The organism is Salinimicrobium xinjiangense DSM 19287 (genome assembly GCF_000423585.1).
GTDB classification, from domain to species: Bacteria; Bacteroidota; Bacteroidia; order Flavobacteriales; family Flavobacteriaceae; genus Salinimicrobium; species Salinimicrobium xinjiangense.
The window spans coordinates 72,325-95,700 of sequence record NZ_AUIG01000016.1 but is presented as its reverse complement, the minus strand read 5'-3'; the positions used below and the strand labels follow the sequence as shown (position 1 = coordinate 95,700).

At 43.2% G+C, this 23,376-nt stretch carries 22 protein-coding genes and 1 tRNA gene; 16 read left to right on the top strand and 7 right to left on the bottom strand.

Annotated elements, in window-relative coordinates:
* Positions 1–118 precede the first annotated feature (118 nt).
* The 3 genes from G564_RS0107205 to G564_RS0107195 all read right to left on the bottom strand — a co-directional run bounded on the left by G564_RS0107205 (position 119) and on the right by G564_RS0107195 (position 4,463).
* Positions 119–496 (bottom strand): hypothetical protein, encoded by a 378-nt coding sequence (locus tag G564_RS0107205; RefSeq protein ID WP_029037068.1) that lies wholly within the window; start codon positions 494–496, stop codon positions 119–121.
* Between the two features lie 70 nt (positions 497–566).
* On the bottom strand, positions 567–4,094 hold the full coding sequence (gene nifJ / locus G564_RS0107200) for a pyruvate:ferredoxin (flavodoxin) oxidoreductase (RefSeq protein ID WP_029037067.1): 3,528 nt from the start codon (positions 4,092–4,094) through the stop codon (positions 567–569).
* An 18-nt stretch (positions 4,095–4,112) separates the two neighbouring features.
* Positions 4,113–4,463 (bottom strand): 4Fe-4S binding protein, encoded by a 351-nt coding sequence (locus G564_RS0107195; protein ID WP_029037066.1) that lies wholly within the window; start codon positions 4,461–4,463, stop codon positions 4,113–4,115.
* 223 nt (positions 4,464–4,686) lie between these two features.
* Between G564_RS0107195 and G564_RS0107190 the strand changes: the two genes are divergently transcribed.
* The 14 genes from G564_RS0107190 (at position 4,687) to G564_RS0107125 (ending at position 17,884) form a co-directional block, all read left to right on the top strand.
* Positions 4,687–6,543 carry a 2-oxoacid:acceptor oxidoreductase subunit alpha gene (locus G564_RS0107190; protein WP_037373655.1) on the top strand — a complete coding sequence of 619 codons (1,857 nt, stop codon included), beginning with the start codon at positions 4,687–4,689 and terminating at the stop codon, positions 6,541–6,543.
* 1 nt (position 6,544) lies between these two features.
* The gene (locus G564_RS0107185; protein ID WP_029037064.1) at positions 6,545–7,558 is read left to right on the top strand and encodes a 2-oxoacid:ferredoxin oxidoreductase subunit beta; all 1,014 of its coding nucleotides are present in this window, start codon (positions 6,545–6,547) and stop codon (positions 7,556–7,558) included.
* 76 nt (positions 7,559–7,634) lie between these two features.
* Positions 7,635–7,985 (top strand): NADH-quinone oxidoreductase subunit A, encoded by a 351-nt coding sequence (locus G564_RS0107180; RefSeq protein ID WP_029037063.1) that lies wholly within the window; start codon positions 7,635–7,637, stop codon positions 7,983–7,985.
* Positions 7,976–8,557: an NADH-quinone oxidoreductase subunit B gene (locus tag G564_RS0107175; RefSeq protein ID WP_051205355.1), complete on the top strand. Its 582-nt coding sequence runs from the start codon at positions 7,976–7,978 to the stop codon at positions 8,555–8,557. The genes G564_RS0107180 and G564_RS0107175 overlap by 10 nt, the downstream gene beginning before the upstream one ends.
* A gap of 12 nt (positions 8,558–8,569) precedes the next feature.
* Positions 8,570–9,046 (top strand): NADH-quinone oxidoreductase subunit C, encoded by a 477-nt coding sequence (locus G564_RS0107170; RefSeq protein WP_029037061.1) that lies wholly within the window; start codon positions 8,570–8,572, stop codon positions 9,044–9,046.
* 5 nt (positions 9,047–9,051) lie between these two features.
* Positions 9,052–10,188 (top strand): NADH-quinone oxidoreductase subunit D, encoded by a 1,137-nt coding sequence (locus tag G564_RS0107165; RefSeq protein ID WP_029037060.1) that lies wholly within the window; start codon positions 9,052–9,054, stop codon positions 10,186–10,188.
* Between the two features lie 10 nt (positions 10,189–10,198).
* On the top strand, positions 10,199–11,233 hold the full coding sequence (gene nuoH, locus G564_RS0107160; protein WP_211224620.1) for an NADH-quinone oxidoreductase subunit NuoH: 1,035 nt from the start codon (positions 10,199–10,201) through the stop codon (positions 11,231–11,233).
* A 5-nt stretch (positions 11,234–11,238) separates the two neighbouring features.
* Entirely contained in the window at positions 11,239–11,715 is a 477-nt protein-coding gene (locus tag G564_RS0107155; RefSeq protein ID WP_029037058.1) for a 4Fe-4S binding protein, read from the top strand.
* A 3-nt stretch (positions 11,716–11,718) separates the two neighbouring features.
* Positions 11,719–12,321, top strand: a complete 603-nt coding sequence (locus G564_RS18800; protein WP_084625599.1) for an NADH-quinone oxidoreductase subunit J family protein — start codon at positions 11,719–11,721, stop codon at positions 12,319–12,321.
* A gap of 54 nt (positions 12,322–12,375) precedes the next feature.
* The gene (gene nuoK, locus G564_RS0107145; RefSeq protein ID WP_029037057.1) at positions 12,376–12,693 is read left to right on the top strand and encodes an NADH-quinone oxidoreductase subunit NuoK; all 318 of its coding nucleotides are present in this window, start codon (positions 12,376–12,378) and stop codon (positions 12,691–12,693) included.
* Positions 12,694–12,704: 11 nt separating this feature from the next.
* Positions 12,705–14,624 carry an NADH-quinone oxidoreductase subunit L gene (gene nuoL / locus G564_RS0107140; RefSeq protein ID WP_029037056.1) on the top strand — a complete coding sequence of 640 codons (1,920 nt, stop codon included), beginning with the start codon at positions 12,705–12,707 and terminating at the stop codon, positions 14,622–14,624.
* Between the two features lie 6 nt (positions 14,625–14,630).
* Positions 14,631–16,121 (top strand): complex I subunit 4 family protein, encoded by a 1,491-nt coding sequence (locus tag G564_RS0107135; RefSeq protein WP_029037055.1) that lies wholly within the window; start codon positions 14,631–14,633, stop codon positions 16,119–16,121.
* An 11-nt stretch (positions 16,122–16,132) separates the two neighbouring features.
* Positions 16,133–17,560, top strand: a complete 1,428-nt coding sequence (locus G564_RS0107130) for an NADH-quinone oxidoreductase subunit N (protein ID WP_029037054.1) — start codon at positions 16,133–16,135, stop codon at positions 17,558–17,560.
* A gap of 6 nt (positions 17,561–17,566) precedes the next feature.
* Positions 17,567–17,884, top strand: coding sequence for a hypothetical protein (locus G564_RS0107125; protein ID WP_029037053.1), 318 nt, complete (start codon positions 17,567–17,569; stop codon positions 17,882–17,884).
* Positions 17,885–17,991: 107 nt separating this feature from the next.
* Here G564_RS0107125 and G564_RS0107120 read toward each other — a convergent pair whose 3' ends face one another.
* Together G564_RS0107120 and G564_RS0107110 are read right to left on the bottom strand one after the other, a co-directional pair.
* On the bottom strand, positions 17,992–18,639 hold the full coding sequence (locus G564_RS0107120; protein ID WP_156879199.1) for a c-type cytochrome: 648 nt from the start codon (positions 18,637–18,639) through the stop codon (positions 17,992–17,994).
* 96 nt (positions 18,640–18,735) lie between these two features.
* Positions 18,736–19,635, bottom strand: coding sequence for a diacylglycerol/lipid kinase family protein (locus tag G564_RS0107110; protein ID WP_169578120.1), 900 nt, complete (start codon positions 19,633–19,635; stop codon positions 18,736–18,738).
* 134 nt (positions 19,636–19,769) lie between these two features.
* Between G564_RS0107110 and surE the strand changes: the two genes are divergently transcribed.
* Both surE and G564_RS20285 read left to right on the top strand, forming a co-directional pair.
* Positions 19,770–20,510, top strand: coding sequence for a 5'/3'-nucleotidase SurE (surE, locus tag G564_RS0107105; RefSeq protein ID WP_029037050.1), 741 nt, complete (start codon positions 19,770–19,772; stop codon positions 20,508–20,510).
* A gap of 79 nt (positions 20,511–20,589) precedes the next feature.
* Positions 20,590–20,841, top strand: coding sequence for a hypothetical protein (locus G564_RS20285; protein WP_156879198.1), 252 nt, complete (start codon positions 20,590–20,592; stop codon positions 20,839–20,841).
* Positions 20,842–21,261: 420 nt separating this feature from the next.
* On the opposite strand, the gene G564_RS0107100 is transcribed toward G564_RS20285, so the two are convergent.
* Together G564_RS0107100 and G564_RS0107095 are read right to left on the bottom strand one after the other, a co-directional pair.
* A tRNA-Pro gene (locus tag G564_RS0107100) sits at positions 21,262–21,336 on the bottom strand.
* A 290-nt stretch (positions 21,337–21,626) separates the two neighbouring features.
* Positions 21,627–23,375 carry a hypothetical protein gene (locus tag G564_RS0107095; RefSeq protein ID WP_029037049.1) on the bottom strand — a complete coding sequence of 583 codons (1,749 nt, stop codon included), beginning with the start codon at positions 23,373–23,375 and terminating at the stop codon, positions 21,627–21,629.
* Between the last annotated feature and the right edge of the window lies 1 nt (position 23,376).

Here is a 23,376-nt window from a genome sequence, read left to right as displayed (position 1 = left end):
AAATAATGTTATTAAAATGTTAAATAAAAAATTCTTTTTGACTGAACCAGAAGCATCTACATCAAAAAATAAACCCTGCCGTGGAGCAGGGTTAGTGAGTTTAAGAGAGAATTTTCTTTCATTGAAGAAGGTTTTCTCTTCGCAGGAAATCATCCATCATTCCTGCGATTTCATAGCAGCGGCTAACTTTTGCAGTATCACTACAGGAGCGGGAATCTGGTCTGTGACCTTTGCAGGTAAACTCATGAAGGTCGATCTCTTTGAATTTGTCGTTCAATGCCACACACCTTTTAAAAAGGTTATTAATGTTCTCATCTCCCGCAGGTTCAACATTGTTTCTGAGAAGATATCCTCTCATGAAATTCTCAATGGCATGCTGCGAATTTTTACAGACCAGGTAGGACACAACATCCTCCTCGGGTCTGCAAAGTTCTTCATTCGCCTCCCGAAGCTTCTTAACAGCTTCTTCAAAGAGACCGGGTGCTCTGCTTTCCATATTATCAGAATTGGTTATTGGAAGGCTTTTCCGGCAGTAAAAACCTGCCGAAAAAGCCAATTTTAAAAACTTACATATCGCGATAGAGCTCCAGCCTTTCCCATTTGGTCTCTACCTCTTCCTGTGCCTGCTTTAAAAGAGCTGCCCCGATTTCGGCATTTTCTTTAGCCACCCTGGTAAAGCGGGTTTCATTGTACATGAACTCTTTAAGAGGTGCCTGTGGAGGTTTGGAATCAAGCTTGAATCTCTTACCTTTTTCTTTTGAAGGATCAAACCTGAAGAGCGGCCAGTAACCTGTCTCTACAGCTTTTTCCTGCTGACGTGGACCATGTTTAAGGTCATATCCATGCTCTCCACAGTGTGAGTACGCGATGATAATTGAAGGCCCCGGATAGGCTGCAGCTTCCTCAAAAGCCTTAAGTGTTTGCATATCCTTCGCCCCAATGGCAACCTGTGCTACATAAACATTCTGGTAAGAAACTGCCTGTAATGCCAGACTCTTCTTAGACGTCTTTTTACCCGAAACCGCGAACTTGGCACTGGCGCCCAGTGGGGTAGCCTTAGACATTTGTCCGCCGGTATTGGAATAGACCTCTGTATCCATCACAAGGATATTGATATCTTCTCCCGATGCCAGCACGTGATCGACTCCGCCGTAACCTATGTCATAGGCCCAGCCGTCACCTCCCAGGATCCAGACCGTTTTTTTCCGTAGGTATTCGGTAAGCTGATTCAGTTTAAGAGCTTCAGGAGTGCCAATAGTGGATAGAATCGTCTTGAGTTCAGCAATGTCAGCATGTTTTTGCTTTTTCTGAACCTCATTTGTTTCTGGATTATCAACTATGGCTTTCACCAATTCAGATCCTATTAGAGGCTCCAGCTCCTTCAGAAGGTCCACCGCGATCTCCTGTTTCTTTGTAAGAGCAAGTCTCATCCCCAAACCGAATTCAGCATTATCTTCGAATAAAGAGTTAGCCCATGCCGGACCTCTTCCAAATTCATTCTTCTTATAAGGCGTGGTTGGAAGGTTTCCGCCGTAGATAGAGGAACATCCGGTAGCATTTGCGATCATGATGCTGTCACCATAGAGTTGGGTCAACATCTTGATATAAGGGGTTTCCCCACATCCAGAACAGGCGCCCGAAAATTCGAACAGCGGCTCCAGGAACTGAGATCCTTTAATATTAGTGATCTGTAACTCGGTTCGGTCGTAATATGGAAGGCTGGTAAAGTAGTCCCAGTTCTTATTCTCGGCTTCAGCAACATCAAGTTTGCTGCGCATATTGATCGCCTTGAAGTTTTCCACTTCCTTACTCTCTGCAGGACAAACCGCCACACAAAGATCACAACCGGTACAGTCTTCGGGGGATACCTGGAGAATGTAAGAATCTGTACCTGAGAAAGGTCTTCCTTTGGCAGCAACTGTGGTTAAACTTGCAGGAGCCCCTGCAAGATCTTCAGTAGGAACTACTTTGGCCCTTATCGCGGCATGCGGACAGATAGCCACACACTTGTTACACTGGGTACAAAGATCGGCGCCGTCCCAAACCGGAACGAAATCTGCAATTCCGCGTTTCTCGTACTGAGTGGTGCCCGTAGGGAAAGTACCGTCAACAGGGAAGGCACTCACAGGAAGTTCATCTCCCTGCCCGGCAAGGATTTTACCGAGCACATCTTTCACAAAAGGATCGGCTTCGCCGGTCATCATTGGTTTAAGATGCTTGTTGCTGGTAATGGTCTTCGGATATTCTACTTTTTGAAGGAACTCCAAAGATTTATCGACCGCATTAAAGTTCATCTGAACAATCCTTTCTCCCTTGTGAGAGTAGGATTTCACGATCGCATCCTTGATCTTCTGGATAGCTTCATCTTCAGGAAGAACACCTGAGATCGCGAAGAAGCAGGTTTGCAGTACCGTGTTGGTACGTTTGCCAAGTTTGGCTTCGTGAGCAACTTTTGTCGCGTCTACCACGTAGAATTTTAGTTCTTTTTCTACAATGTCTTCCTGCATTTTCTTCGGAAGCATATCCCAGACCTCTTCATTGGAGAAAGGAGCATTCAGAAGAAAAGTTCCACCTTTTTTTATCTTTTTCAGCAGGTCATATTTCTCAACGAAATTGAACTGGTGACAGGCGATAAAATCGGCTGTATTGATCAGGTAACTGGAGTAAATTGGCTGCGGACCGAAACGCAGGTGCGAAACAGTCTGTGAACCTGCTTTTTTGGAATCATAAACGAAATACCCCTGTACATAATTATCTGTAGTCTCTCCAATGATCTTAATAGAGTTCTTGTTCGCGCCCACAGTACCATCAGATCCCAAACCGTAGAACATACAGTTGAAGGTGGATTTTTTAGTTTTAAATATCGGGTTGTAGAGCAAACTACTGAAGGAAACATCATCATTGATACCTATTGTAAAATGGTTCTTTGGCTGAGGCTTTTGCAACTCATCAAAAATTGCCTTTACCATTGCAGGATTGAATTCCTTTGAAGAAAGTCCGTAACGTCCTGCGATCACCTGCGGTATATTTCCACCGGTCTCTGCAAAAGCCGTGACCACATCCAGGTAGAGAGGATCACCGGTACTTCCGGGTTCTTTGGTCCTGTCAAGAACAGCGATCTTTTTTACTGTTTTTGGCACCTTAGCAATAAAGTCCTTTATAGAGAAAGGTCTGTAAAGCCGAACGATCAACACCCCTACTTTTTCATCAGAGTTCAGCAGCGTATCGACAGTTTCTCTTACAGCTCCTTCTCCAGAGCCCATAATGACCACCACACGCTCTGCTTCAGGATGTCCTTCATAATCGAAGAGGTTATACCTGCGACCGGTGTGCATATAGAATTCATCCATGATCTCCTGCACAATTTCCGGAACTCTTTGGTAGTAAAGGTTTGCAGCCTCACGTGCCTGAAAGAAAACATCGGGATTTTGTGAAGTTCCACGAATTACCGGAGAGTCGGGATCAAGAGAGCGTTTTTTGTGCTCCATGATCTTATCTTCCGGCATTATGGCTTTGATGATGTCATCGGGAATTCCATCAATTTTTGAGATTTCGTGTGAAGTTCTAAAACCATCAAAAATATTCATAAAGGGTATTCTCGACCTTAAAGTTGCCACCTGTGAGATAAGGGCAAAATCCTGCGCTTCCTGCACTGAGCCGCCAAAGAGCATAGAAAAGCCCGTTTGCCGGGCTGCCATAACATCTGAGTGATCACCAAAAATGGAAAGAGCATGGGTTGCAAGGGTCCTCGCTGCAACGTGAATTACATTCGGCAGCAGTTCTCCTGCAATTTTATACATGTTGGGAATCATGAGGAGTAACCCCTGCGAAGCAGTAAAGGTAGTGGTTAAAGCTCCAGCCTGAAGCGAGCCATGCACCGCTCCCGCAGCACCTCCCTCGCTTTGCATTTCAACAATCTTTGGAATGTTGTTCCAAATGTTCTTTTTGCCTTTTGAACTATAAACATCCACATGTTCCCCCATAGGAGAAGCCGGAGTAATAGGATAAATGGCGCATACTTCGTTCGTTTTGTGCGCCACCCGGGCTACAGCCTCGTTGGCATCACAAATGAGCTTGGGAAAGGTTTTTACCATGATGATTGTGTTCTATGGTTAAGCTCCGTGAAGCCAGACTTTCTTTTCCAACAACACTTCTTCACTTTCTTCCATATCTTCTCTTGGATGAATACAATCTACAGGGCATACAGAAACACACTGAGGATTATCATGAAAACCTTTACATTCTGTACATTTATCGGCTACGATGAAATAAAATTCATCAGATAATGCTTCCTGCTGTTCATCGGCATCCATTTCTTCCCCTCCCGGTGTAACGACAATTCCTTCCAGTGCAGTTTCCTCGGCTAATGACCATTCCTGATCGGGTTCATAAATTGCATTATTAGGACATTCCGAAATACAGGCATCACAGTTGATACATTCGTCTGTTATAAAAAGAGCCATAAGTTAATTTTTTAGATTATTACTGATTTTTCTATAAAAGTATTGTGGCTTTACCTGCTCAAATATGATGAATGTCATATTTTATTTAACTAAGAATTATTCTTAATAAGCTCATTTTAAAATCTATATGACCTTCATCATATTTCCTGCTGGTTAATGCATTTACATTTGAGACCATATCTCCACCTTCTGGAAATACCCGAAGGTCTTAAAATCTTAATGTATGATAGCAGCAGAAAAACCCCGAACACCGGCCGAAGCACTTGAAGCCGTAGTGATTCGTTTTGTGGGAGATTCCGGTGACGGGATGCAGCTCACCGGAACACAATTTTCTGACACCTCAGCCATGTTTGGAAATGATGTGGCCACCTTCCCCAATTATCCCTCAGAGATCCGCGCCCCTCAGGGCAGCCTTTATGGCGTGTCGGGATTCCAGGTACACATTGGGAGTGTAGAAATAAGCACGCCGGGGGATAATGTAGACCTGCTGGTTGCAATGAATCCCGCAGGACTTAAGACCAACCTTTACGCTGTAAAACCGGGACAAACTATTATTGTGGACGTAGATTCCTTTACTAAAAAGAATCTGGAGAAAGCTCAATATAAGACCAATCCCCTGGAAGATGAAAGTTTGTCCAATTACAGGGTGATCCAGGTTCCTATGTCATCATTGACAAAAGAAGCCTTAAAAAATATTGATGGCCTTGATCAAAAGGCGATCACCCGCAGCAAGAACATGTTTGCCCTGGGTATGGTCTACTGGCTCTACAGCCGTTCACCTGAATATACTATTGAATTCTTTAACAAGAAATTCAAAAACAAACCTCAGGTAATAGAAGCAAATACTAAGGTTTTGAATGCCGGATTCTTTTATGCTGAAACCATAGAATTGATCCCAAATTCCTATAGTGTATCCCCTGCTAAAATGCAGAGCGGAACCTACAGGATCATTATGGGAAATACCGCTACAGCCTGGGGCTTCCTTGCTGCTGCTGAAAAATCTGGCCTGGAACTTTTCTTAGGCTCCTATCCCATTACTCCGGCGACAGACATTCTGCATGAGCTGGTGAAGCACAAGCATTTTGGAGTAAAAGCTTTTCAGGCAGAAGACGAAATTGCCGGGATCACCTCGGCTATAGGAGCTTCCTTTGCCGGAGATCTTGCCATCACCACCACTTCAGGTCCCGGACTTGCATTGAAAGGAGAAGCTCTGGGACTTGCCATGATGATCGAACTGCCACTGGTCGTTGTGAACGTACAGCGTGGTGGACCGTCCACCGGATTACCAACAAAAACCGAACAATCTGACCTTCTACAGGCCATGTATGGCCGTAACGGGGAAAGTCCTGTGATTGTGATCGCAGCGAGTACTCCGGCGAACTGCTTTATTTACGCCTATCAGGCTGCTAAGCTCGCCCTGGAACATATGACTCCGGTGGTATTATTGACCGACGGATATATAGCCAACGGTTCAGCTCCCTGGAGAATAAGAAAAGTAGAAGATCTGCCGGAAATTAAGACACGGTTAGTAAAAGAAGGTAAGGAAGACTGGCATCCATACAACCGTGATGAAATTACCCTTGCGAGAGATTGGGCAGTGCCCGGTACTCCCGGCCTGGAGCACAGGGTTGGAGGTCTTGAAAAAGATCAGAAGAGCGGAAATGTTTCGCACGTGCCCGAAAACCATGAAGTCATGACAGAGATCAGGGCCGAAAAGGTGAAAAGAGTACAAAGTTTTATCCCTGAACTCATTCCCGAATTCGCTTCAGAAGGGGACCTGCTCATTGTGGGATGGGGAGGCACTTACGGTTCTCTTCACACTGCTGCCAAGCAACTTTATGATGAGGGCTTCAGAAATATTGGTTTTGCTCACTTTAATTATATCAATCCGCTTCCGCGCAACACGGAAGAAGTGTTTAAAAGGTTCAAAAAAGTAATCGTCTGTGAACTGAACAGCGGACAGTTCGCAAGCATTTTAAGAATGAACTTCAGCAGGGAATTCCTTCAGTATGATAAGGTGCAGGGGCTTCCATTTGCCAATACCGAGCTTATAGAAAAATTCAAACAAATTGTAGAATAACATGGAAACAGTAACTGCAAATAAGTACACGTATAAGGATTTTGCAAATGACCAGGAAGTAAGATGGTGTCCCGGCTGTGACGACTATGTTATTCTCAGGTCCGTTCAAAAAGCCCTGCCCGAAATGGGAGTCAAAAAAGAGGATGTGGTATTCATATCCGGAATTGGCTGCTCTTCCCGCTTCCCTTATTATATGGGAACCTACGGCATGCACGGAATTCACGGAAGGGCTCCGGCAATTGCATCGGGTGTAAAATTAGCTAATCCGAACCTCAGCGTTTGGGTGATCACCGGTGATGGCGATAGCATGGCTATTGGAGGAAACCATTTCATTCATGTGCTGCGAAGAAATATTGACCTTAACATCATTCTGTTTAATAACGAGATCTACGGACTAACAAAAGGACAGTTCTCCCCCACTTCCCTCGTGGGGCAAAAGACCAAATCTTCTCCTTTTGGAAATACGCAACCGCCATTCTCACCGGGAGAACTGGCCATAGGTGCACAGGCAAGATTTTTTGCCCGCATTGGTGGAAATGCGCCCAAGGAGATGACCGATATTTTCATAGAAGCCGAAAAATTTAAAGGAACTTCCCTGGTGGAAATCCTGCAAAACTGCGTGATCTTCAACGACGGTTGCTATGTAAAATATACAGATAAAGCCGTGAGAGAAGACAAGCAGTTATTCGTGGAGCACGGGAAGCCTATGATCTTCGGAAAAGAACGGAACAAAGGTCTTGTGCTTAATAAGCTAAAGCTTGAGGTAGTGACCATAGGAGAAAATGGAATAACTGAAGAAGACATCCTGGTGCATGATGCCAAAGAACAGGATCCAACCATGCATCAAATGCTGGTAAGGCTGGAATATCCATTGGTAACCGGAATTATCAGAAGTTATAATGATGTGACTCTGGAAGAAAGAGAAGATGCACTTACTGCGCAGATCAAGGCAAAATCTGAATTCAAGAAAACCGATGACCTTTTCTTCTCTGGAGAAATTTATGAAGTAAAGTAGCGCAAAACTGATCTTGATCAGTTTCAAACTGCTATCGAAATGTTAATTTCATTAACAATTTAAACCTGTAGAAAAAATGGGTTCAGAAGCAATCATAGTCTTTCTTATCGCAGGGATCGTTTTGGTCGCTGGCGCCAACTTTCTCTCTAACCTTATTTCACCAAAGTCAGATAACCCTTCAAAACGGGAGCCTTACGAAAGTGGAATGACCACTATTGGTCCTACCTGGGTGCAATTTAAAGTAGGTTATTATCTCTTTGCCATCCTCTTCCTCATTTTCGACGTGGAAGTGGCCTTTTTGGTGCCGTGGGCGGTAGTGTCTGGAGAAACTGGAAGTATAGCCCTGGTGGAGATCCTCATTTTTCTCTTCATTTTAGGATTAGGACTGGCATATGCATGGAAAAAAGGAGCATTAAAATGGGAATAGTAAATAATAAAGAACAGGCTGCCCAAAAAGGTGGAATTCCGGCAGATTTCCCGGGAGATGTAATTCCCGCGGGAAACGGAGGGAATATTCTGATCACCACCCTGGACAAAGTAATTAACTGGGGGCGTGCAAATTCCCTCTGGTCCCTTTATTTTGGAACCAGTTGCTGTGCCATAGAAATGATGCAGACGGGTGCAGCACGTCATGATTATTCCCGCTTTGGTTTTGAAGTCGCACGCCCGTCCCCCAGGCAGGCCGATCTTATTATTATTGCGGGAACTATCACTACAAAAATGGCCCCTGTATTACGGCGCTTGTACGACCAGATGGCCGAGCCAAAATATGTGATAGCTATGGGTGCCTGCGCAATTAGCGGCGGACCATTCTTTTACAACTCTTATTCTGTAGTAAAGGGAGCAGATCACGTGATCCCGGTGGATGTTTATGTTCCCGGCTGTCCTCCGCGTCCTGAAGCTCTACTTGAAGGAATGATCATGCTCCAGCAAAAGATCCTTAAGGAGAAAAGACTGGAAAAACCTAATCCCATCGACGGTTTTGATGAAGGAAAATAAAAAGTTATGGCCATGACCAACGAAGCACTGCAACAAACCATTTTAAGCTGGTTTCCCGACCCTGAGTTTCTTCAGCCTCAATTCACAGAAGAAGGTTCCCAATACCTCATAGTCAATGTTGAGGCAGAGCAGCTGCACGAACTTATGCAATTACTCAAAAGTAATCCCGAAACAAAATTTGATTACCTGTTCAACCTCACCGGGGTGGATTATGGAAAAGAACTCGGCGTGGTCTATCACCTGGAGTCTACGGTACACCGTCACATCCTGGTGGTGAAGGTACAGGCAGACGACCGCGAAAATCCCATTTTTGACACAGTACAGGACCTCTGGGCAACTGCCAATTATCACGAGCGGGAGGTTTACGATTTCTTTGGAATAAAATTCAGAAATCATCCCAATTTAAAACGGCTGTTTCTTACTGAAGACTGGGAAGGTTTCCCACTGCGGAAGGATTACGTCGATGAGACAAATATGGTTGTAAAATAGGAATAATGGGAACAGCTACTTTAGAACCGACTTCAATAAAAAAAGGCTTTAAGTCTGAAGAATACTTCATCAACATGGGTCCGCAGCATCCTGCGACTCACGGAGTACTACGACTGTTGCTCACAATTGACGGAGAGATCATTAAAAAAGTGGATCCCGATCTGGGCTACATTCACCGCTCAATCGAAAAAATGTGCGAAAGCAACAGCTATCAGCAGATCGTCCATCTCACAGACCGGCTTGACTATCTCTCTTCACATATCAACAACGAAGCGGTTTGCCTCTGCGTTGAAAATGCGCTGGAACTTGAAGTACCAGAAAGAGTTAAAGTAATTCGCACCATCCTCGGAGAACTGACCCGCATTGCCTCCCACACCTTATGGTGGGGCGTGATGGGAATGGATGTTGGCGCATTTTCCTCCTACTTCTACGGTTTTAGGGACCGTGAAATGATCAACGACATTTTTGAGGAAACATGCGGAGCCCGCCTTACCATGAATTACAATATCCCGGGCGGACTCATGCAGGACATTCACCCAAATTTCGTAAAAAGGGTAAAGGAATTCATCCCGCATTTCAGGTCTAAACTTCCTGAATACGACCGACTCCTAACCGGCAATATCATTTTTCAGAAAAGAACAAAAGGAGTAGGTGTACTATCAAAAGAAGACGCAATAAATTTTGGAGCCTCAGGACCTGTAGCAAGAGCCTCGGGTTATTCCTGTGATGTGCGGAAATATCACCCTTATAGCGCTTTGGATAAGATAAATTTCACTGAAGCCCTGGATACCACAGGAGATTCTTTCGCAAGATATAAGGTAAGAATTGCCGAGATGTGGGAATCCCTCGCAATAATTGAACAGCTTATAGATAATATTCCTGAAGGAGATCACAAGGTCGCAACCAATGCAGTGATCAAACTTCCCAAAGGGGAATTCTACCAGAAAGTGGAGACCGCCAGGGGGGAATTCGGAGTCTACATCATTAGTACCGGAACCAAAAATCCGTACCGGGTGAAATTCCGTTCTCCGGGGCTGTCTAACCTTTCCCTGCTAAACCATATCGCAGTGGGCGGAAAAATAGGAGATCTGGTGGCTACAATGGCTACCATAGATATTGTTGTACCTGATATAGATCGTTAACCTGAAAAAAATGAACAGCATTTCTAACATGATAGATTGGTTTGTAAGTACAGGAGTTTTAAACATGGCCATGATCGCCCTGATCTACCTCACTGTCTTTGCAGTACTGGGATTATTCCTGGTGCTGCTTGAAAGAAAGGTAGCTGCCTGGTTTCAGCTGCGGATAGGTCCAAACCGTGTAGGGTATCTTGGCTTGTTCCAAACCATTGCCGATGCTTTAAAACTGGTTTCTAAAGAACTTACGGGCACAGTAAAAGCTGATAAATTCCTTTACAACCTCGCACCATACTTTGTAATTGTCACCTCCTTAATGGCTTTGGCAGTTTTCCCCTTCACCCGGGATCTACAGGCATTCGATATCAATATTGGAGTATTTTTTCTTGTAGCTATTTCTTCTATAGGTGTTATAGGGATCCTGCTGGGTGGTTGGAGCAGCAATAATAAATTTGCCCTTATTGGAGCCATGCGCAGCGGAGTACAAACCATAAGTTATGAACTCTCTGTAGGCATATCACTGCTTACTATGGTGATCCTTACCGGCAGCCTGCAGCTTTCAGAAATTATTGAAGTACAAAAAAGCGGCTGGTTGATCGTGCAGGGACATATCCCAGCCATTATTGCATTTATGATCTACATGATCGCAGGTACGGCTGAAACCAATCGCGCACCTTTTGATATGGTGGAAGCCGAATCTGAACTTGGGGCCGGCTATCACACAGAATATTCGGGAATGAAGTTCGCTTACTTTTTCCTGGCAGAATTCATAAATATGTTCATCATAGCAGCCCTGGCAACAACAGTATTTTTCGGAGGTTGGCTTTCACCTTTCGGAATTACTGATTCCCTGCCATGGATGGGCCTCTTCTGGTTCCTTGCGAAAACCTTTGTGCTGGTATTCCTCATGATGTGGTTTCGCTGGACTTTTCCGAGGCTAAGAGTGGATCAGCTGTTAACGCTGGAGTGGAAATACCTGCTCCCTATTAACCTGGTGAACCTCGTGCTAATGGCTGTCATAGTATGGCTTAACCTTACCATTCAAATCTAATTGCTATGGGTTATTTTTCAGATATATATCACGGAATAGGCACTCTCCTCACAGGGATGAGAGTCACCGGGAAGTACTTCATAAATGCCCGAAAGGGAGCTATTACTCAGCAGTACCCCGACAACCGGGATACGCTGCAGATGTTTGAACGTTTTCGCGGAGAGGTGGTGATGCCGCATGATGAGAATAATGAACACAGCTGCACCGGATGTCAAAAATGTGAACTCGCCTGTCCTAATGGAAGTATTGAGATAATTTGGGACCGTGTGATCGATCCGGAAACCGGCAAAAAGAAAAAAGCCATAGACCAGCATATTTACCATCTCGGAATGTGTACCCAATGCGGATTATGTGTAGATGCCTGCCCTTCGGATGCTATAAAATGGGCACAGAACTTTGAGAACTCTGTTTATGACAGGACTCAGCTCACCAGAATTTTAAATAAACCCGGATCTAAGGTAAGAGCCGGAGTAGAAGAATAGGTTATGGAAAAATTGATCTTTTACATACTCGCAGTAATTATGATCGCTTCGGCCGTTGCAGCAGTGAGCAGCCGAAAGATGCTCCGTTCTGTGGTCTACCTGCTGTTCGTACTGATAGGTGCCGCCGGATTATATTTTCAGATGGATTATAATTTCCTGGCCGCCATTCAGCTTACTGTATATGCCGGGGGTGTTGTGGTACTTATTATATTTTCTGTTCTGCTTATTCAGCATATTGAAATGGAACTGGAGGTTGCAAAAAAATACCGGCAATCAATTTCTGCATTGCTGTGCCTAATGGGATTAAGTCTCGTTCTGGCTACTATTTACGCTCATCCATTCGAAGCTACAGGAGTAACTACAACAACGACTACTGCAGAAGTTGGCCGCGCTCTGCTAAGCACCGAAAAAGGTGGTTTCATTCTCCCGTTTGAGGTGATCAGTGTACTGCTACTATCGGCCATGATTGGAGCTATTGTGATAGCGAAAGGTGGAAATGAAATAGAAAAATCACCCCTGGAAAAAATAGAAGCCGAAAAGCTTCTGGAGGAGATTACAAAAGAAGTTGAAACAGAAAAAGTTCCTGAAGAAAACATAGGTGTCTAAAATGACATTTTTGAACCTGAAAAAATAACCGGCTGATGCCAAAAATATGAAACTATGATCCCGGGCGTAAGTATAAACGAAATCCTCACCCTCACTTCCATATTATTTTTTATTGGCGTGTATGGGTTCATTACCAGAAAGAATCTTATTTCCATCTTGATATCGGTGGAATTGATCCTGAATACTTCGGTCATAAACTTTGTAGTGATCAATAAATACCTCTACCCCGAACTGTTACAGGGAATGCTGTATTCGATCTTTATTATAGCCGTAGCCGCAGCCGAAACTGCGCTGGCGGTGGCTATTATCATCAACATATACAGGCGAACCGGCTCTGTAGCAGTGAGAGAAACTGAAACCATGAAGCACTAACTGGACAAGATATGAACCTCATCAATGTGTTTTTAATTCCTGCGATTCCCCTGGCTGTTTTCCTGGTCCTGGGGATATTCAGCCATAAGATCAAACCTGCAATATCCGGAGTGACAGGAGTCGCAGGTCTTGCTGTTTCGACCCTCCTCTCCTATTATACCGCCTGGCAATATTTCTTTGTTGCAGGAAAAGTTGATGGGGCCTATCAAACATTTATTGAAAAAACCGTCTGGATAAATTTTACAGAGACACTTCACATTGATATGGGAGTGCTGGTGGATCCAATTTCGGTCATGATGCTGGTGGTGGTCTCTACTGTTTCCCTGATGGTACATCTTTACAGCAGGGGCTATATGAAAGGAGATGAAGGTTATACCCGCTTCTTTGCCTATCTCTCTTTGTTCACCTTTTCCATGTATGGGCTTGTGCTGGCTACTAACCTCTTCCAGATCTATATCTTCTGGGAATTGGTAGGCGTATCTTCCTTCCTGCTTATTGGTTATTACTATACAAAAACATCGGCCATTGCAGCTGCAAAAAAGGCCTTTATAGTCACTCGTTTTGCTGACTTCGGATTTTTGATCGGCATCTTTATCATTGGCTTCTATACAAACACCTTTGACTTTGAATTGCTGAATGATCCACAGGGACCGGCCATTCTAACATGGGCATCCACCTCCTTCATGGGACTATCGGCAATCACCTGGGCACTCATCCTAATCTTTATTGGGGGTGCCGGTAAATCGGCTATGTTCCCGCTACACATCTGGTTACCCGATGCCATGGAAGGACCCACTCCGGTATCCGCACTGATCCATGCTGCTACTATGGTGGTTGCAGGGGTTTACCTGGTAGCAAGGCTTTTCCCAATGTTTTACATGGTGGAAGATGGATTTGCGCTGCAGATCGTAACGTACGTCGGAGCATTTTCGGCTTTATTTGCGGCCATTATAGCCATTACTCAAACAGACATTAAAAGAGTACTGGCCTTCTCCACAATGTCGCAGCTGGGCTATATGATGATGGCATTAGGAGTTTCGGGCCTGGAGGGCCATGAAGGAGTGGGATATATGGCATCCATGTTCCACCTCTTTACACACGCTATGTTCAAAGCTTTACTCTTCCTGGGTGCCGGATCTGTGATACATGCAGTCCACAGCAATTATCTTCAGGATATGGGCGGCCTCCGAAAATACATGCCGGTAACGAATATTACCTTTCTTATTGCAGCTTTGGCCATTGCCGGAGTTCCGCCGCTGGCTGGATTCTGGAGTAAGGACGAGATCCTGGTTGCCGCCTACCAGAACAGTCAGTTCATTTATGGGATTGGGATCTTTGTAGCCGGATTGACCGCTTTCTACATGTTCAGGCTTTACTTCGGAATATTTTGGGGTAAAGACACAGAGTACAAAAAAATTCCGCATGAATCTCCCGCTTCAATGACTATCCCTTTGGTGATCCTGGCCTTACTTACAATATCTGCCGGTTTTATCCCCTTTAGCGAATTGGTGACCGCCGATAAAATAGGATTTGAAGCTCATATCAATGTTCCTCTGGCAGCTATAGCAGTAACAGTGGGTCTCCTTGGAATCCTGCTGGCATGGATCTTCTATAAAAAGGAAAACGATCTCGCCTACAGGTTCTCTGTTGCCTTTGGCTCATTCTACAGATGGACCTCTAACAAATTCTATTTTGATGAGATCTACCTTTTCGTAGCCCGAAATATTTTCTTTAAAAATGTAGCTGCTCCAATCGCAAAGTTCGATAAAAAGATCGTAGATGGCAGCATGGAAGGAATTGGTAATCAAACAGTAGTGATCTCCAATAAAATAAAAAACTGGCAATCAGGAAAGGTTCAGGATTATGCTTTTGGCTTTATAGGAGGGGTTGTGATCCTGACCCTGGTATTTATTTACATATTTTCTAATTAGTGCATTATGGACATTTTATCTCTCTTTGTAATTGTTCCGGTACTGGTGATCCTGGCTCTTGTTTTCACTAAAGATCTCAAACAGGCCAGGCTGGTTTCTATGGTCGGCGGATTGATCCAACTGGGAATGGCAATAAATCTTTTATTCGCCTATTTTAGAGAAAGAGCAGTCAATGATTCCATCATGCTGTTCACAAGGGATGTGGTGTGGTTTGAACAATTTAATATACACTACAATATTGGCGTAGACGGAATTTCGGTCTCCCTCATTCTCCTTACCTCCATAATTGTCCTGGCCGGAGTTTTTATCTCCTGGAAAATGGAGGAACTGCCAAAGGAATTTTTCATTTCATTGGTTATACTTTCCACGGGAGTCTACGGATTCTTCATCTCCATTGACCTTTTCACCATGTTCGTCTTTTACGAAATAGCTGTGATCCCAATGTACCTGCTTATCGGAATCTGGGGTTCGGGGAACAAGGAATATTCGGCCATGAAACTCACTTTAATGTTAATGGGAGCTTCGGCAGTACTTATGGTGGGGATATTAGGTATTTACTTTAATTCCAACGCCGATGGTGGGGCTCTTACTTTTAATATCCTCGAGATCGCTCAGGTGAACATACCTTTAGAAGCACAGAAACTGTTCTTCCCGCTAACCTTTATCGGATTTGCCATTTTAGGAGCCCTTTTTCCCTTCCATACCTGGTCTCCCGACGGGCATGCCTCTGCGCCTACTGCAGTTTCCATGTTACACGCCGGAGTTCTAATGAAACTTGGAGGCTACGGAATTTTCAGAGTGGCTATGTTCCTGCTTCCTGCAGGGGCACTTGAATGGAGCTGGTTCTTTATCATTCTTTCAGCAACAGGAGTCATCTATGGTGCCTTTGCAGCCCTACGGCAAACCGACCTTAAATATATTAATGCCTATGCCTCTGTCAGCCACCTTGGAATGGTAACTTTCGCGCTGCTCATGCTAAACAAAACTGCCTGGAATGGTGCCATTTTACAATCCCTTTCCCACGGATTTATGACAGCTCTTTTCTTTGCATTGATCGGGATGATCTACGGAAGAACACACACCCGGGACATCACAAAACTAGGGGGTCTGCTCAAGGTGATCCCATTTATATCGGTGGTATACGTAATTGCCGGAATGGCCTTACTGGGTCTACCCGGCTTCAGCGGATTCGTCGCCGAGATGAATATTTTCATGGGTGCGTTTCAGCAGGACAGCATGTTCTACAGGATTGCTACCATAGTTTCAATTTCGGCTATCGTGGTGACTGCCGTGTATGTATTACGTGTGGTGGGTATTATGCTCATGGGGCCGGTAAAAAATGAAGCTTATACACAACTGGAAGGCACTACCTGGTATGAGAAAACCGGAATTCTGTTGTTGTTAATTCCTATTGTAGGGATAGGTGTAGCCCCCTTGTGGATCAGCAACCTGATCATGGAAAGCCTTCAGCCATTTATTCAGGGAGTCTTACTTTAAAAAATTAGAAGATGGATTTAAATAGTTTTTTACTAATGCGGCATGAGATCTCCCTCCTGGGAATCATCCTACTCCTCATTATTGCTGAAATTGCAATCCCAGATCGCAAAAAGAGCAGCATTCTGCACCTGGCACTACTCTTATTTGGAATTCACACCGCTGTTGGTTTCCTGCCGCTGGAAGAAAGTTTCCTGTTTGGAGGAATGTTCCAGAGTAATGAAATGATCCACTTCTTTAAAGGAGTACTTAATATCGGAGTTTTCACACTTTTATTACAGTCGGCAGATTGGCTGGAAAAAAACATGATGAACCAGGAAAGAGGAACAGAATTTTTCATCCTGCTATTCGCTTCGCTCCTTGGCATGTACTTTATGATCTCTGCCGGGGATTTTCTCATGTTCTTTATAGGAATGGAAATTTCCACGCTGCCAGTTGCAGCGCTTGCCGCCTTTGAGATCATTAAAAGAGAATCAGGGGAGGCAGGGATTAAGTTTATTCTTTCAGCAGCACTGGCATCGGGGGTATCGCTATTTGGAATCAGTATGTTATATGCTACTAACGGTTCCATTTATTTTGAAGACATTCTAACTACCCTCACAGTCTCCAATTTGACGCTATTAGGTTTTGTAATGTTCTTTGCAGGGCTCGCCTTTAAAATATCTTTGGTGCCGTTCCACTTCTGGACTGCCGATGTTTACCAGGGTGCGCCAATTGCGATTGCCTCCTATCTCTCGGTAATTTCCAAAGGCGCCGCTGCTTTCATCTTAATGATCCTCCTGTTTACGGTTTTAAAACCTTTAATGCATATTTGGGAGAATATGCTTTACATCCTGGCCATTGCCACCATGTTTATAGGAAACCTTTTCGCTCTTAGACAGGAAAATATGAAGCGGTTCCTTGCCTACTCTTCTATTGCTCAGGCAGGATTTATTTTATTAGGTTTTATGACAGGAAGCCAGTTGGGAACAGCAACTGTGGTTTACTTTGTCACTATTTATATTTTCTCGAATCTTGCAGCCTTTGGCGTAGTGCAGGCTATTTCAAATCAAACAGGGAAGGAAAATATGAAAGATTATGAAGGACTATATCGCACCAATCCAAGATTAAGTCTGGTCATGATGCTCGCTCTTTTTTCACTAGCGGGCATTCCTCCGGTAGCAGGCTTCTTTGGCAAGTTCTTCCTTTTCACTGCAGCTGCCAGTGAAGGTTATTACCTGCTGGTATTCCTGGCGGTAGTGAATGTTACTATTTCGCTTTATTATTATTTGCTTGTAATCAGGGCAATGTTCGTTAGAAAAGGTGAAGATCCTATCCCATTTTTTGAGAACAAATTATATATGAAACTGGGACTGCTCATTACAGTATTCGGAATTCTCGCGCTTGGAATTTATAGTCCGCTGTATGAGTATATATATCAGATAAGTTCAGTTTTAAATTAATAGATCATGGCATTAGAGGGAAAACATAGCTTCGGAAGTATTGGTGAAACAAGAGTAAGTTTTATCGAAAAGAAGATTGAGGAAGAACGGAAAGAATTTCTTACCCGGCTACTGGAACACAATGGCTTTACAGTGGTGATTGAGGAAGAAAAAAAGAAAAAGCCTGAAGATATACAGCTATATACAGTTGGAGTTACAGATATCACTTTCAATCCTGTAATAGGAGTTTTTGAAAGAAAACTAAAAACATTTGATGGTCACAAGGTAACGCCCGGTTATTGGAATCAGCTTACTGAAGAAGCCAAACCGCAATACTGGAAATAGGTTCAGTAGATTTTTGTTTAAGTTTAGGTTGGCCGGAAGCGGCCGAAGGCCCTGCATTTGCAGGGCCTTTTTAATTAAGGCTCTAAAATGTCATTTTTGGATGTCTTTTATTTCATAGCCACCACGGCTCCCGGTGGTAACGGTGCAGGAACTATATTATCCACAGGCTCTGTACTTTGTAGATAATGATACATCGCCTCCAGATCTTCATCACTAAGGTGAGCAAAATTGAACCAGGGCATTGGAGGTAAAAGATCTCTGGCGTTCTCCAATCCTTTATACTTTCCTTTTTGCATGGCTATTTTAAACTGCTCCAGGCTCCAGTTACCAATCCCGGTTTCATGAGAAGTAATATTTGCTGCAAAAGAAGTTCCCCACGGACCTATACCTGCGGTGAGGTCTCCACTAAAGACCATGAAGCCCGGTGGAAGATTAGCCATGTCAACTGCAGGAAGTTCCTGCCCCTGCTGAAAACCAGAAAGTTTTAGCCCTTTGATCTCTTCAGGACCTCGCTCTCCAAATTGTTTTGGAGAATGACAATCGGCACATCCGATAGTGGTGACAAGATACTCTCCTCTTTTTACCTTTTGTTCATGGGTGATTTCAGCAATCCCGGATTCTTCAGGAACTTTTGCGTAGTTCTTTTCCTGACAGCCGGTAAGTAATATGAAAAGAATTAGAATTGCTCCCACTAATAAAGGAGTGGCTCTAAATCCAAATGATGGACGCTTAGAAAATAAAGATGCTACTATCATAATGAAATTTTTTAAAACAACTAATTTCAAAAAAAAATAAACATCTTGATGACCTAAACGTTAACAAGCATAGATATTAGTTAAAAAACACTTTATCTATTGCGATTTTAAAAAGTAAAATACCCTTTTGCGGTTTCTAATTTTTAATTCCTTCCCGTTATAATTTTCAAGAATTTCATCATCAATATGCACATCCCTTCCAATATATTTGAGACGTACTTCCCTAACTTTTCTTAGGTCAGCAAATTCCTTCAGTTGTTTTTCCTCTTTAGTCTCCTTAAGCTGGTTTTCAATAAAGGTTTTGAGGTCTTCCCTGGCCTCTTCCCGCACCATTACCAGTTCGAAGCTACCATCTCCCGGGTTAGCATTGGGAGCTAATTCAATATTTGGACCTATATATCTTATGTTCATGAGTTCTACAAGTAAAAACTTTCCTGTAATTTCCTCCTCATCTGCAATAATTATGACCTCCTCTGCTTCATAGGAATCTATCAACTTCAGTAGCTCTTTGAGGGAAGTTTTTATCTCATCCTGTTTTTCTTCTTCATCTTTTTCTTTCATCACCCGCACCAGCCGGGGGAAAATTCCACAGCCCATACCTTCTATAAAAAAAGAAGCTTCTTCAACTCCACTTATTAATCCAATGTCGAATTTTGTTTTTTCATGTGGCCCCTGAATAAGCTCCTCAGCTTTTTTTAAACCAAGCGTTGTTGCTATATTATTTGCTGTACCGTAGGGTAAAATTTGTATAGGTATTTTCAGAAATTCTTCTTTATTTTTTTCAAGCAAGACCTTTGTGAGTTTTTGCACTGTCCCATCTCCTCCGGCCACGAAAATGATGTCCGCATCTTTACGTGTAAACCGCTTCCAGAATAGAGAATCTGTAGAATAGGATTTAACTTCAAAGCCCCGTCCCTCAATTAATTTTTTAAGGTCACTCTTTGTGTGATTTCCATTACCTGCAGTAGGATTGTAGATAAGAATAGCTTTTTTCATCACCTTCATTTCCTTCAAATATAAGGAGCAGAAAAGAGTATAACAGGTTCCTTAACACAGACTTATAAAAAATACGTTTCAACTTATTTGAGAGTTTTGTATTTTAAGCTAACAACCGATTAAAACAAATTACTATGAAAATACTTGTGACTAATGACGACGGAATTTACAGTCCGGGGCTTTCGTGTCTCGCACGATGTGCTGCAGAATATGGGGAGGTTATCGTTATGGCCCCCGATGTGGAACAGTCTGCCATGGGACAGGCCATCACCTCGGCCAAACCTATTACCTATAAAAAATCTCCAATCCATTTTGAAGGAATGGAAGCCTACCGGGTAAGTGGCACTCCTGCCGATTGTGTTGCCCTGGGTGCTCACCTGTTCGATGACATAGATCTGGTACTTTCGGGGATTAATATTGGATCAAATCTCGGAAATTCGGCCTGGCACTCCGGCACCTTGTCGGCAGCAAGACAAGCGGTTCTATTCGGGATAAGAGGTATAGCCCTCAGTGTTTCCGTCGGAGAAACAGAACCTGATTTTGAGGCCCTTGAACCTTTTGTAAAACCGGCTTTAAAGGAAGTAATGCATGAATATGAAATGGAATTACTTAATATAAACTTTCCCCGTAAACCCGAAGGTGAAATCACCTGGACCTCTCAATCTATTCGACATTACGATGGTAAAGTAATTCAGCAGGCAGATCCTATGGGTAGGGAACATTACTGGTTTACAGTTTTTCCTATTGAAGAAGTGGAAGAAGGAACAGACCGATGGGCAGTGAAACAAGGAATGACCAGCATTACACCAATGATTCTCGATCTCACCAATAAGAAAATTCTGGAAAATAAAAATGGAAAATCAGGAAGACGGTAGGATTAATAACTCCATACTCATGAAAATGTCATTTTTGAGATGTTAGTTTATTCTTCCCTTACTGGAAAATTCCTTAGGGGTGGCACTAAAACAAAGCCTGCAGGCTAGCGCCTGCGCGGTCTTTTTTGTTTTATCCTTCAAGCTCAAACAAGCTCAAATTCGTACTTCTAACTTCGTAAATCTACCTTCGTACTTCTTGCCACAGGATTACCTCCCTGCGGTCGGTGATCCTGTGGGGGGTGGAATTAAAACAAAGCCTGCAGGCTGGCGCCTGCGCGGTCTTTTTTGTTTTTTCCTTCAAGCTCAAGCAAGCTCAAATTCGTACTTCTAACTTCGTAAATCTACCTTCGTACTTCTTGCCACAGGATTACCTCCCTGCGGTCGGTGATCCTGTTGTGGGTGGAACTAAAACAAAGCCTGCGGGCTGGCGCCTGCGTGGTCTTTTTTGTTTTTTCCTTCAAGCTCAAGTAAGCTCAAATTCGTACTTCTAACTTCGTAAATCTACCTTCGTACTTCTTGCCACCTCGAACAAGCTCAAATTCGTACTTCTAACTTCGTAAATCTACCTTCGTACTTCTTGCCACAGGATTACCTCCCTGCGGTCGGTGATCCTGTTGGGGGTGGAACTAAAACAAAGCCTGCAGGCTGGCGCCTGCGCGGTCTTTTTTGTTTTTTATCCTGCGACCTCGAACAAGTTCGGGTCTTGGCTAAAACAAAAAAGCCCTGCACTTTCGTGCAAGGCTTTGTTTTGTCGGGGTGGCAGGATTCGAACCTGCGGCCTCCTGCTCCCAAAGCAGGCGCGATAACCGGGCTACGCTACACCCCGAAATCAGCTTACGCTGATAACATTCAATAAAAAAAATTCAAATTCCACTATCTACCCAAAGCAGGCGAGATAACCGGGCGGAGTTTATCCTGAGCAAATTCATGAGAAATTTGACGAAGGGCACACCCCGAAATCAGCTGACGCTGATAACTTTGAATAAACAAATTTCAAATTCCAACTCAGTGAATCTTGAATCCTGAATTTTGAATCTAAATGGTCTGCAAATATAGGAAACAACTTTGCTTTGGCTTTATATAAATACCTTTTTTTACTAATTACTTTATAAGCTTCTACTCCACCCTAAAATACTCTCTGAGCGACACTGGTTTACCTTCGGCAGTAAAGCCTTCAAGGACTACCTCAAAGTCCCCCTCAACGTCTGATGTGAAAAATTCAATTGCTTCACCCGAAGATTTTAGATCGAGGTTCGGATTCCAATAAAGCTGGTATCTGAAATCGGGAACACGGTTATTCCTGTTCTTTTCAGTGTATACCTGTTGAAAATATTTTTTCGGAACTTCAGAAGTGAATAATTCTACTTTCCGGACATTGGGAGCAGAATGTTCATCAAAGTAATCATTGTCAAGAGTTTCGAATATTACAGCTCCCTGAAAAGATGCCGGACCCAGAAAGATTTTATCTCTTATAATCTTTACAGACTTTAAACGTCTCGCATCCATTCCTGCAGGAATACTGTGATCCTGGACCATAATCCCGTCGATCATAACCAACGGCAACAAACCCATTTCCACATAATTATTTAATCCCCTCACCTGGAAAACTGCCTGTCCCTCAGCGTTTTTTCTAACTCCTGCAGATTTTATAATCTCCACAAAGGTCTCTGGCACAGATTTAAAACGGGTATAATCTGAAAGCTGATAAGTTTCCATCATCTTCTCTGGAAGGCCCGACTCCTTTTCAGGTGGTACAAGTGTATCTGGTTTCACCGAAAAAAAGGCATTTTCGATTTGATTGTAGATGCTCCTCTGCAGGATAATATCTTCCATTTCGGGTGTTAAGGTAAATTCAGAAAATTGGAGCCCGGAAGGATCGATTCCCTCCTGTCTATCCAACTCTATTTTAAATTCATCACCTCCACTTCCAATGATCTCCAGCACAGCATTTCTGTTCCTGATATCAGTTTCGACATTAAAAAAGAATTGTCCTTCCTTATTGGTTTCCACTAAATTTGTAAAACCTTCTTCTGAAGGTATGGATAATGCCACTATTCTTTTTCCAGGTGTAATATTTGCTCCTGAAGTTAACCGGCCCGCAACTATCTGTCCCCTTAATTCAGGTAGTTTTAGTTTATTCTCCTTTGCAATAAAAAGCTCCTCATTTTTAGAACCATTTGAATTAGCTGTTTTCTTAGGGTTGAAAGAAAGAGTCTCCAGTTTTCTTACAGAGAGAGAATATGTGCCATTCATAACTTCCCCTGAAGTATTTCCTGTGTTTATCTTTACCTGATCCCTTTTCTTAAAAGTGTTTTTATTAAGACTCAAAGGCAGCAATCCTTCAGCTGGGGCGTTTTCTGTTCTTTCCCTTCCCTTCAAATGAACTTCAGAATTAGTATTTATTCCAGTTTTTAATAGCTGCTTTTGATTCGACTGATAGGGATTAATTAGAACAATATCACTTTCAAAATAATTATCCTCTAAATTTCTCATCCAGTTGGTATACGCCACCAGCTTATAATTTCCTGATGGTACCGAAGTAGGAATAAAATAATCTGCATATCCTCGCCCCCCTTCCAACATTACTTTTTGTCGAAATACTACCTCTGAATTTTCACCAATTAGCTCCACGTAAGCTATCTTACTCAGATCGGATAATTTCCCTGTTTTTGAATTCAAATTGTAAACGCTGTACAAAAAATATTCCCCGGGAAAAATTACAGCCGAATTATGATGTACATAAACTCTTTCCTGATGGGCTCGGGTTTCAAAACCTTCAGGGGCCAACATGTGGGATAATTCCTGTGATTTGACCTGATCGAAGGAAAAAATTAATATTGTAAAAAAAGTTAAAATTTCTCTCATA